This window comes from Streptacidiphilus carbonis, assembly GCF_000787775.1.
Taxonomy (GTDB): domain Bacteria; phylum Actinomycetota; class Actinomycetes; order Streptomycetales; family Streptomycetaceae; genus Streptacidiphilus; species Streptacidiphilus carbonis.
Genome location: NZ_BBPM01000074.1, coordinates 1 through 11,148 on the forward strand (window position 1 = coordinate 1; position 11,148 = coordinate 11,148).

General features: G+C 70.5%; 9 protein-coding genes. 2 read left to right on the forward strand and 7 right to left on the reverse strand.

The genetic code is table 11. From position 1 onward, the window contains the following. Positions 1-126: 126 nt before the first annotated feature. The 6 genes from TR46_RS33600 to TR46_RS33625 all read right to left on the reverse strand — a co-directional run bounded on the left by TR46_RS33600 (position 127) and on the right by TR46_RS33625 (position 7,059). Positions 127-1,095: a carbohydrate kinase family protein gene (locus TR46_RS33600; protein ID WP_042409723.1), complete on the reverse strand. Its 969-nt coding sequence runs from the start codon at positions 1,093-1,095 to the stop codon at positions 127-129. A 33-nt stretch (positions 1,096-1,128) separates the two neighbouring features. After that, positions 1,129-2,337, reverse strand: a complete 1,209-nt coding sequence (metK, locus tag TR46_RS33605) for a methionine adenosyltransferase (RefSeq protein WP_042409726.1) — start codon at positions 2,335-2,337, stop codon at positions 1,129-1,131. A gap of 329 nt (positions 2,338-2,666) precedes the next feature. After that, a complete protein-coding gene (locus TR46_RS33610; RefSeq protein ID WP_042409729.1) occupies positions 2,667-3,056 on the reverse strand; it encodes a DUF6009 family protein in 390 nt (129 codons plus the stop codon). Next, complete coding sequence (locus tag TR46_RS33615; protein ID WP_439654409.1) at positions 3,053-4,597, reverse strand: DNA primase family protein; 1,545 nt, start codon at positions 4,595-4,597, stop codon at positions 3,053-3,055. Before TR46_RS33615 ends, TR46_RS33610 begins: the two co-directional genes overlap by 4 nt. Positions 4,598-4,602: 5 nt before the next feature. Beyond that, positions 4,603-5,652 carry a bifunctional DNA primase/polymerase gene (locus tag TR46_RS33620; protein WP_236655640.1) on the reverse strand — a complete coding sequence of 350 codons (1,050 nt, stop codon included), beginning with the start codon at positions 5,650-5,652 and terminating at the stop codon, positions 4,603-4,605. 846 nt (positions 5,653-6,498) lie between these two features. Continuing rightward, complete coding sequence (locus tag TR46_RS33625; RefSeq protein ID WP_042409731.1) at positions 6,499-7,059, reverse strand: RICIN domain-containing protein; 561 nt, start codon at positions 7,057-7,059, stop codon at positions 6,499-6,501. A 197-nt stretch (positions 7,060-7,256) separates the two neighbouring features. Between TR46_RS33625 and TR46_RS33630 the strand changes: the two genes are divergently transcribed. Continuing rightward, entirely contained in the window at positions 7,257-9,608 is a 2,352-nt protein-coding gene (locus TR46_RS33630) for an ATP-binding protein (RefSeq protein ID WP_152626831.1), read from the forward strand. Here TR46_RS33630 and TR46_RS33635 read toward each other — a convergent pair. Then, positions 9,589-10,062 carry an SDR family oxidoreductase gene (locus TR46_RS33635; RefSeq protein WP_152626832.1) on the reverse strand — a complete coding sequence of 158 codons (474 nt, stop codon included), beginning with the start codon at positions 10,060-10,062 and terminating at the stop codon, positions 9,589-9,591. The two genes, TR46_RS33630 and TR46_RS33635, sit on opposite strands and share 20 nt — an antisense overlap. A gap of 415 nt (positions 10,063-10,477) precedes the next feature. On the opposite strand from TR46_RS33635, the gene TR46_RS33640 reads away from it, so the two are divergent. Further along, positions 10,478-11,098 carry a DUF4232 domain-containing protein gene (locus TR46_RS33640; RefSeq protein WP_042409734.1) on the forward strand — a complete coding sequence of 207 codons (621 nt, stop codon included), beginning with the start codon at positions 10,478-10,480 and terminating at the stop codon, positions 11,096-11,098. Positions 11,099-11,148 lie beyond the last annotated feature (50 nt).

Genomic DNA, 11,148 nt, shown 5'->3' on the forward strand with positions numbered 1-11,148 from the left:
GTGGACCCGGTGTTCTGCGAGGGCATGCCCGGTACTCCTTGAGCTCTGTGCGTTCCGACGGATGTCGGGGCGTCGCGGGTGAAGCGGTCGAACGTGAGGTGCCGCAGGGCGGAGCCGGGCCGCCGGTCACCGCCGGCCGGTCTCGGCGGCCGCCTCGGGACCGTACGCCGCCCGCAGCCGGGCTGACAGGTCGTCATGGTCCAGCAGATACTCCTGGGTACCGACCGTCTCCAGGACCACCGCGGCCAGGGCGCAGCCCAGTTGGGCGCACCGCTCCGGCCCCAGTCCGTCGGCGAGCGCGGCGAGGTAGCCGGCCCGGAAGGCGTCGCCGCCGCCGGTCGGATCGGCCACCCGCGCCGCCGGCACCGCGTCGACCTCCACGGTCGGCACGCCGACCTGCTGGATCCGGGCGCCGGCCGCGCCCCGGGTGGTGATCCAGGCGCCGGTGCGGCCGAGCACCTGCTGCTCGGTCCAGCCGCTGCGCTCCTGCAGCAGCACCGACTCGTACTCGTTGGCGAAGAGCATGGCGGAGCCGTCGATCAGTTCGCGGACCTCGTCCCGGTCCAGCCGAGGAAGTTGCTGGGAGGGGTCGGCCGCGAAGGGGATGCCCAGTCTCCGGCTGTCCCGGGTGTGCCTGAGCATCGCCTCCGGGTCGTTGGGCGAGACCAGGACCAGGTCGAGGCCGCCCACGCGGTCCGCGACCGCGCCCAGGTCGATCCGGCGCGCCTCGGCCATGGCGCCGCTGTAGAACGTCGCGATCTGGTTCTGCGCGGCGTCGGTGGTGCAGACGAAGCGAGCGGTCTGCTGATGCTCCGACACCAGCACGGAGTCGGTGTCGACCCCCTGCTCCTTGAGCCAGACCTGGTACTCGGCGAAGTCCGTCCCGACCGCACCGACCAGGACCGGCGACAGTCCCAGCCGCCCCAGCCCCAGGGCGATGTTGGCCGCGACTCCGCCGCGCCGGACCTCCATGGTGTCGGCGAGGAAGGACAGCGAGACGTGCTCCTGGCGGTCCGCGACGAACTGCTCGGTGAAGCGTCCGGGGAAGACGAACAGGTGGTCGGTGGCGATGGAGCCTGTGGTGGCGATCCTCATGACGCTCCTTCAGGTCGGTTGGAAGGCCCGTGCTCAGCTCTCGACGGCGCGCTTCAGGGCCTCGGCGCGGTCGGTGCGCTCCCAGGTGAAGTCCGGCAGCTCGCGGCCGAAGTGGCCGTAGGCGGCGGTCTGCGAGTAGATCGGGCGCAGCAGGTCCAGGTCGCGGATGATCGCGGCGGGGCGCAGGTCGAAGACCGTGGTGACGGCTTGCTGGATCTTCAGGACCGGGGCGGTCTCGGTGCCGAAGGTCTCCACGAACAGGCCGACCGGTTCGGCCTTGCCGATCGCGTAGGCGACCTGGACCTCGGCGCGGCGGGCCAGGCCCGCGGCGACGATGTTCTTGGCGACCCAGCGCATCGCGTAGGCGGCCGAGCGGTCGACCTTGGAGGGGTCCTTGCCGGAGAACGCGCCGCCGCCGTGGCGGGCCATCCCGCCGTAGGTGTCGATGATGATCTTGCGGCCGGTCAGGCCCGCGTCACCCATCGGACCGCCGATCTCGAAACGGCCGGTCGGGTTCACCAGCAGCCGGTAGCCCTCGGTGACCAGCGCGATGCCCTCGTCGGCCAACGCCTTCAGCTCCGGCTCCACCACGAACTCGCGGATGTCCGGCGCCAGCAGCGAGTCCAGGTCGATGTCCGAGGCATGCTGCGAGGACACCACCACAGTGTCCAGCCGCACCGCGTTGTCACCGTCGTACTCGATGGTGACCTGCGTCTTACCGTCCGGACGCAGGTAGGGAATGGTCCCGTTCTTGCGCACCTCCGACAACCGCTTGGCCAGCCGGTGCGCCAACGTGATCGGCAGCGGCATCAGCTCCGGCGTGTCGTCGCACGCGTAGCCGAACATCAACCCCTGGTCACCCGCACCCTGCCGGTCGAGCTCGTCCTCGTCGCCCTCGACCCGGTTCTCGTAGGCATCGTCGACACCCTGCGCGATATCCGGGGACTGCGCCCCGATCGACACCGACACCCCGCAGGACGCGCCGTCGAAACCCTTCTTGGACGAGTCGTAGCCGATCTCCAGGATCTTCTCCCGGACCAGCTGCGCGATCGGCGCATACGCCTTGGTGGTGACCTCACCGGCCACATGCACCTGACCAGTGGTGATCAACGTCTCCACAGCGACCCGCGACGAGGGGTCGTCCTTGAGGAGCGCATCGAGAATGGTGTCGCTGATCTGATCAGCGATCTTGTCGGGGTGACCCTCGGTCACGGACTCCGAAGTGAACAGGCGACGGGACATGCTTCTCCTGAGGTGTGAGCTCTCCGGGAAGGAAAAGTGACGAGCAGACAGGGGACTGTTCGAGATCCGCGTCAGCGGCGCCCCCCGGAATGGCGCTGGTGCCCGCGGCGCGGGGACTTCCGGCAGGCATCGAACATACCCCCAGGCCGGGGCGGCGGTGAAGGAAAGCCCTGCGACAGCACACCGGCGCGCCGCGGCCTCCGTCCCGTCGACAGGACGGAGCACCCGGCCCGGCCTCTGCTCAGACGGAGCCAGGCCGCGTACGGACCGCACGCGGCTGCGTCAGAACCATCGCCCCGGCCCCGGAACGACCAGCGGCGCCCGGCAGTTCAGCGCCCCGTCTCACCCGCCGCGGCCGGCTGGGCCCGCCCCTCGGACCGCTCCGTCTTGCGTCCCTTGCTGCCCGGGGCCAGCGACCGGGCGTCCACGGCCTCGGCCGGCGCTCCGGTGGCGTACAGCCCGTCGGGGTCCGTGTCCCGGTCGTGCGGCAGCAGCCAGAACACCCGGCGCCGGAAGGTCCCGGACGAGCGCGACGGCTTGGCCCCCGGTCCCAGCAGGGCGTATCCGACCATCCGGCCGTCGCGGTGGTAGGCGGGCCGGCTGCGCCGGGTCGGCAACCGGTCCAGGCTCTGGCGCACGTAGTCGAGCCGGCTGATGTCCTCGAGCCAGACCAGATTGGTCTCGTGACTGATCTCGTCCTCGCTGATGAGCGCGCTCATGCAGTCTCCTCGTGGTCGAGCATGCCGATGCCCGGGTAGTACTTCCGCTGGTTGGACAAGATCATCTGCTTGGGCGAAGCCAGGCCGACCACCTCGCGGATACGCGCTGCGAAGGCACGCGACGAGAACGGTGGAGCCCCCTCATTGTGGCACCAGCTCCGGTACGTGGCGTAGAGCTGGGCCTGTTCCGCCCGCAGCGCCGGCTCCAAACGGCAGGTCTCGCCGATGAAGCGCCCGGTGTGGTCCTCGGTCTCGGCGTACGCGGAGGTCGCGATCCGGACCCGCTCCGGGCCGGTGAGGTCCTTGTCCCCGCTCAGGTAGCGGCGGGCGCCGGTGATGAGCCAGCGGATGATCCCCGGTCCCTCCTCGGTGACCAGCACGTCCGCCAGGTTGTCGATCTTGCGGTCGTCGGAGACCACCCGCTCGAACGGGATCAGCCGCATCCGCCGCCAGAACGCGAAGCCGCCGGTCCCCACCTCGGGCCGGTGGTTGCCGAGCAGCCAGAGCTTGTGCGTCGGCTCGAAGCTGAAGAAGTCCTGACGCATCCGGCGGGCCTTGATCCGGTCGCCGCCGGTGAGCAGCTTGACCCGGGCCTCGTCGAAGCGGTCGCCCGGCTTCACCTCGCTGCACACGATGACCCGGCGGCCGTGCAGCTCGGCGAGGTCGGTCGGGTGCCCCTCGTACGGACGGGCCATCAGGAACCCCGGCGGCGCCGCGTCCGCGTAGTCGCCGAGCAGCTTCATCAGCACGTCCAGAAGGACGGACTTGCCGTTCTTTCCGGAGCCGAACAGGAACGGCATCACCTGGGCGCCCACGTCGCCGGTGACCGAGTACCCGAGCAGCAGCTGCAGAAAGCTGATCATCTGCTCGCCCTCGGGCCCCTCCCCGAAGGTGTCCGTCAGAAACCGGTCCCAGCGCGGCGTGGGCACCAGCTCGGGAGCGACCGCGGTGGAGCGGGAGTGGAAGTCCCGGCTCGGGGCCGGCGCGTGGACCAGCCCGGTGCGCAGGTCCACGATCCCCGCCGGCGTGCACAGCGCGTACGGGTCGGCGTCCAGGTGCTGGGCGTTGAGGACCATGCCGGGGGCCGACTTGGCCTGGGCCAGCATCGCATTGATCCCGCTGGTGCTGAGCGACCGGCGGCGGTGCTGCTGCAGCGCCTGCGCCGAGTGCCGGCCCCGGGCGTCATGGGTGGCGATCGACTCCGCGAGGTCCCCCGCTGCCCAGAGCACGGTGTCGTCCTCATCGATCTGCCAGCGGTTGCTGTCCCAGCGGTACCAGCCCAGGCCCGGGACATGGCGGTAGTCGTCGGCGTAGAGCCTGACGAACAGCTTGGCGTTGCCGCGGTCGCTGAGCGTGTCCGGCAGCAGTCCGTCCGCGGTGACCACCGGCCCGGTCCCCGCCTCCGGAACCGCCGCGGGAGCAGCGGGCTGCTGCTCCGAGCGGGTCAGGATCTGCGCCGCGACCGCCTGGGCGTCGAAGGACCCTTCGTCCTTCGCCGACGCCGTCTCCCGCACGAAGCTGTCAAAGCCGTTGGCCTGCACCGCGGTCACCGGCGGAACCCTGGTACCAGGGGACGCCGCGCACCCGCGCTGAGCCCGCCGCGGATGATCGCGGCGCAGCGCACCTGCTGCCCGGGTCTGGCTCTTGACGCGGCGTCGGTCAGCGCACGTTCGGCCTCGGCTGCGGAGAGCACCCCCGCCGCGACAAGACCGCCCGCGGTGTAGGCGGCACGGTTGAGCTTCTCCGAGAACCCGGCCCCCTCGGACACGGCCGCGCAACCGGCCACCGCGGCCAGCACCGAGTCCAGCGTCCGACCGTGGCGCCCCGGGCCGGCCGCCGACGCCACCGCCTGCCGGGCCCGCGGCGGTACCGGACGCGGGGTGTGCGCGGGAGCCGCCAGCAGGTGCCCGGTCCGCCCGAGTTCACGGGCGATCCAGCTCGGCAGCGGTCGCGGCTCCCGCGCCCCGGCCACCGGCGTATAGGTCCCCGCCCCGGTGACATGGCCGGGCGTGACGATGTAGCCGCCGTGGGCACGCACATCCACCTGCCAGGCCAGCGCACGCCCGCCGCCGGAACCCGCGGAGCTCTGCCACCGGTCCCCCGGCTGCGCCCGGTACCAGACGTGCATCCCCCCGGAAGGGGTGCGCACCCGCAGCGTGCTCCGGTCATGCTCAGGACTCGTCTCACCACGCAGCGCCGCCAGCACGGCAAGGGTGTGGAACCCGTTGGCCAGCCCCCGCAGGTCGACCTCCGCGTGCACCGCCACCCCCGGCAGCAGGCGGTCCCGGCCCGGCAGGGCGCAGGTGTGCGCGTCGATGTCGAGCACCACCAGCCCGGCCGGCCCGCAGGAGACGCCGACTCCGAGCCGGGAGCCGCCACCCCACCAGCGCTCGAGGTGGCCCGGGTCGAGACTGGCGGCCCGGAACCCGTGGCACCCGCGCCCGTCGGCCAGACAAGGACAGCCCTGGTAGGTGTGCCCGGCGGCCCGGCAGGCCTCGCAGTTGCGGACCGGGGTCTTGCGCCCGGCAGCCAGCGGATGCACCGGCCACCCGTGGCCCACGCACCAGCGGGCCGTGGCCAGAGCCGTCCCGGCCACAGCCGGACGTCCCGGGCGTCTTGAGTCTCTGCGTGGATCGTGCTGCTCAGATACCATCCCAATCCCCCGTCAGCGACTCAAGCGACTCAACGACGGATGAACCTTAGCGAAGCTGGTCAGCAAAAAGGGATGCTGCAGTCACAAGAAACTCATGAACTCCCTGTGCCCTCAGGCCCACACAAGCGGAACAGCAGCCACCGACGGGCGACCGGCCGCCTTTCGGTAGCTGGCCCAGGATCGATCCTAACCGCAGGTCAGACCCCTCCCGCTCGGCACAGTAGCTACTCAAGCGACCCAACTCGCTGTATATGACACGCACACGCGCACACCCATTGGGCCCCATATACCGGAACCATGGGTCGCCTCGGTCGCTGAATCCCCTGAAAACAGCCCCCGACCTGCATTCACCATCGAAACCGAAAGAGCGACTGACACCCTCTCCAGTCGCCCGCCGTCAGTCGCTCCCCGCGCCAGGACCCGCCGCACCGACCCTGCCTCCAGTGGTCCTCAAGCGAACCTGGAGCAGTCCTGCAGACCAATCGCAGATGTGGGTCGCTTCGGTCGCTTCCGTCGCTCAGCGCCCACCCAGTCCGCCCCCGCCCCGGTGACCGATCAGCCGGGGCGGAGAGACCCGGGACTCTCCCACCAAGACTCCCGGTGCCTGCCGCGAACGGGCGGGCCCGACGATCGATCGCGTCCCTTGTCAAGCTCACGAACGAGAGAACGGGACCCCCGGTAGATCCCTGTGGTGTCGAGCCCAGAGATCGTTGTACCGGAGGTCCCGTTGTCGCGGCATTCTGTCACCCTGCCACCGTGGCGTCAGCCTAGAGTGGTGGGCCGCATGGTTCAGCTGACGTCCATGAAGTTCCACCCCTGGTACCCGTCGCTCCAGGAGGGCTGGTTGCACACGTACCCGCGTACGCCGTACTGCGATTCGTCCAGGCACTCGTTGTAGCCGCGCAGTTGGTTCTGGAGGATCTGGGTGGTCGCGTGATAGCTGGTAGCCACCCTGGACATTTTCCAGCTCTGCCAGCCGTTGATGTAATTGCTGTAGCCGCAGGCAAACGCCCGCAGGCCGTACTGGGGAGACCAGTCGAGGCATCGGCCGGTGTTGACGTTCTTCAACTGGGCGTCATTGTTCGTGTCGAGCTGGGTGACTTCCCAGGCCTGCCAGCCACCTGCCACGCTGTTGGCGTTGCAGGGGTACATGCGCAGGCCGTACTGCAATGAGTCGTCCAGACAGTTCCCATCCCACTGGGAATTGATCACGTAGTGCTCGTACGGAGTCCAGTACTCCGCGTAGTAGCCGTTGGGCCAGGCCACGTCGGCCTCAGCGGTTCCGGTGCCGGCGACGGCCAGGCCGGTGACGAGGCCGAGCGTGGCGAGTATGGCAAGAGTCCTCTTCATTTCCGATCTCCTGGTTCCCGCGTGGGAGTCGACCCGTTGCCGTCCCCCGCCTGCAGCCGCTTGGTCCGGACCGGCTACCAGCGCGAAGCGGCGCGACCAGGCTGCCTCGACGGGCTGCCCGGAGTCCCGTATCCCGTACGAATCCGAACAGCCTCCCTAGACTCTGCCTGTCAGGACCACAGCTACATGGGGGCAGCGTGGGTGAGCAGCCAGGCAGGATGCCGGATCCGGGTGCGGCCGCTGATCTGGCCGAGTTCGTCGGCCTGCTGGGCGAGTTGCGAGCCTGGGCGGGGATGCCGTCGTACCGGGTGCTGGCGAAGCGTGTCGGGTTGAGGATGCGACCGCCGCGCGTCGTGTCCGCGACCACGGTCGTGGACGCCTTCAGGGTGGGGCGGCAGCGTCTGGATCTGGACCTGGTCCTGGCGATCGTCCGTGCGCTGGGCGTGGATGAATCCGAAGCGAGTCGCTGGCGCGCTTCATGTGTGAGGGTGCACGTTGGCGCCAAGAGCGGCAGCCAGGTGGGGGTGAAGGGCGCGCAGCCGGTCGAAGGGATACTCCCGGCGGAGCTGTCAGCAGATCTGACTGATTTCACCGGCCGGGTCACCGAGGCCGAGCAGCTGGCGGCTGTTCTGATGAGGACCCCGTCCGGGCCGGCGGCGCCGGTGGTCCTTTCCGCGATCAGCGGTGCCGGCGGGATGGGCAAGACGTCGCTGGCCGTGCACGTCGCCCACCGCGTCCTCGAGCAGTTTCCCGACGGTCAGCTGCAGGCGGACCTTCACGGCGCTGACGTACAACCGTCCGCTCCCCATGACGTGCTCGCCCGCTTCCTGCGGGCACTGGGCGTCGTTCCGGGGCGAATCCCTTTCGATCCCGACGAGCGCGCGGCGCTGTACCGCGGCCTGCTCTCCCGGCGGCGGGTACTGGTCCTTCTGGACAACGTCAAGGATGCGGCGCAGGTGCGCCCGCTGCTTCCGGGCAGCGGGCGCAGCCGGGTTCTCATCACGAGTCGAAGCACACTCCCAGGCCTGGACGGGGCACACCGGATCTCCCTTGGTGTCCTTGGCCCTGACGACTCGCTGGAGCTGTTCACCCGCATCGTGGGCCGAGGTGTCGTGGCGGCGGAGTCGGACGCGGTGCGGGCGGTGCTGGAGATCTGCTCGGGCCTGCCGTTGGCGGTCAGGATCGCCGCCAGCCGTCTCACTGCAGCGCTCGACCCCAGTGCCCGGGAGCTGGCCCGGCGCCTGGCCGACGAGCGGTCCCGGCTGGACGATCTCATGGTCGAGGACCGGGCGGTCCGGGCGACCTTCGCAGTCAGCTACGTCGGGTTGCCCGACGACCAGGCGCGGGCGTTCCGACTTCTCGCGGTCAGCACCTGTCCGTCGGTCACGGTCCCGGCGGCTGCCGCCATGCTCGCCCTACCGGCGGATGTCACCCAGCGACTCCTGGACGCGCTGGCCGGCACCCACCTACTGCAGTCCCCGGCGCCGGGCCGTTACGAGTTCCACGACCTGCTGCGCGTCTTCGCGGCCGAGCGGGCCCAGGCAGACGAGACCGCGGCTGCCCGGGACGCGGCGCTGGACCGACTGCTGCGTTGGTACCTGCACAGCAGTGCGGCGGCCTCCCGCCGCCTCAACCCGTCACGGCGTCATGTCACCTTGGAGGCGCCTGCCCCGGACTGGAGTCCACTGGACTTCGGCGACTACGACCAGGCGCTCGCCTGGTGCGAGGCGGAGCGCGCCAACCTAGGGGCTGCGGCCGCTCAGGCGGAACAGACCAGCCGGCATGAGATCGGCTGGAAACTGCCGATCACCATGTGGGACCTGTTCCACAGGCGACAGTGGCAGCAGGACGGGATCCGGTGCTACGAGAGCGCACTGTCCAGTGCGCAGGCTCTGGGCGACCCCCAGGCGGAGGCCTGGGTGCTGGTCAGTCTCTCCAGCGGCTACCAGGAGGCTGTGCGGCTGGCCGATGCCGCGGACTGTTTGGACCGCGCCATGGAGATCCGCAGGAAGCTCGGCGACCTCCATGGGCAGGGCTCCTGCTTGCTCAACCTCGGCTACGTGTACACGGAGATGGGCCAGTCGGCGGAGGCGGTCGGCGTGCTGAAGCAAGCGCTGGACATCTTCCGCGACCTTGGGATCGCGGCCGGTGAGCTCGCGGCGCGAATCAACCTCGGGCTGGCACTGCAGAAGCTGGGCGACTACCCCGCCGCCGTCGAGCACCACCAGCAGGCACTGGAGATCGCCGTGAAGACCGAAGACCCCTTCCACACCGGCAGGACGCTCACGAACCTCGCGGGCGCCGTCTTCCACCTCGGCGACCTCGACGAAGCCGCCCATCACGCAGAACGGGCCGTCAAAATAACCCGCGACACCGGCAACCCGATCGACGAAGGCTACGCCCTCGAAACCCTCGGCCAGGTCCACGCCGCCCGCGGCCAGTGGGCGATGGCCCACCAGCACTGGCATGACGCCCACGCCGTCCTCGCCCCCACCGGCCACTCCCACGCCACGGTGGTCCTCAACCGGCTCACCTCACAACCCCAGTGACGCAGAAGGCTGTCGGAACGCGTCCGCGTTGCGCACGCACCAGTCCGCGAACGTGCGTGGCCTGCGTTTGAGCAGCCGGGATGCCGGAGGCGCGGACGATTTCCTCGCGCTCGTGGTGCCAGCGGCCCATGGCGGGCATCGGGTCGCCGAGGACGTTGATGGAGGACAGGTGGACGATGTGGCTCACCCCGCCGGCCTCGGCGGCGGCGACCGCGAGGGCCGTGTGGTCGATGCGGATGCCGGGCGTGAGCAGGAACAGCTTGTCGACACCGTCGAAAGCGGGCGTCAACGTCGCTGGCTCATTCAGGTCGCCGACCAGGAGTCCGGCGCGTTCGGGCAGCCCGGTGGCGCAGGCGGGGTCGCGGACGAGGCCGTACTGTGACGCGCTGGCCGAAGCCGCCTTCCAGCCTTGCCTCCAGCGTCCGCGCAGCCGTCTCCGCCCGCGGATCAGCAGCCTGGACCGTTATCTCTGTCTCCTGGCAGCACTCCTGAGCCGACGTCAGCGATACGCCACCGTACCCACCACGCCCAGAGTGGCGAGCGGGTCGACGTCCTGCCCGACCGCACAGGGCGGGCGGCGCTGCCAAAGGTCCCTGGTCAAGATCGCCAGCGTCACGGGTCTGTCCCCGTGATCGGCAACGGCGTCGACGGTGCGCAGCGGCGGTGCGGACCGGCGTCCGTGCAGGTCGGCGGCAGGATGCGGGACGGCACGGCGGGCGACGGCACGGGGGGTTCCGGCCGTACATGTCACAGCACTGTCCTGGGGGCGGCCCGGGCGCAACGGTTCCACCGGGAGGGCAGTCCCTGTTCTCGAAAGCCCCGCTTGCACCGAGCACCGGGCACCACCGCTCCCTCTGGAGGAGAACACCGTGCGCGTCCGCAACGTCGCCTTCGCCGCCCTGGCCGTCACCGCTGCTCTCTCGCTCAGCGCCTGCAACGACCACATGGACACCGCACAGGGCGCCCCGACCGCCGCACCGACGACGTCCACCGGCACGCCGCCCGCCGCCGCACCGACGACGTCCACCGGCACGCCGCCCGCCGCCGCACCGGCCGGCTCCGGCGCGGCCGGAAAGACCGCCAGGTGCCGGACCGCGGACCTGACCATCACCGCCGCGGACGGCACCATCACCGGCGACCCCGACAACACCGTCGTGGTCGAGCTGAAGAACCACACCGGCAAGGCCTGCACGCTGTCCGGATACGCCGGCGTGGACCTGAAGACGCCCTCGGGCGCACTGTCCGCGCAACGCTCCGGCGAGCCGGTCACCACGGCCGTCGTGGCACCCGGCAAGTCGTCCTACTTCGGCATCAGTTACCCGCCCAACAACACGGGCGGCTCCGGCCTGCGGATCACCGGCCTGGTGGTGACCCCGCCGGACGAGACCCAGCCCGTCACCCTGCCCTGGCCGGGCGCCGGCTCGCTGCCGGCCATGGACAGCAACCCGGTGAAGATCGGCCCGATGGGAAGCGCCGGCCAGGGCCAATAACAGGCCTAGGCGGGCGCGTGCCAGGTGTCTGCGGAGACAGCCTCGACCTC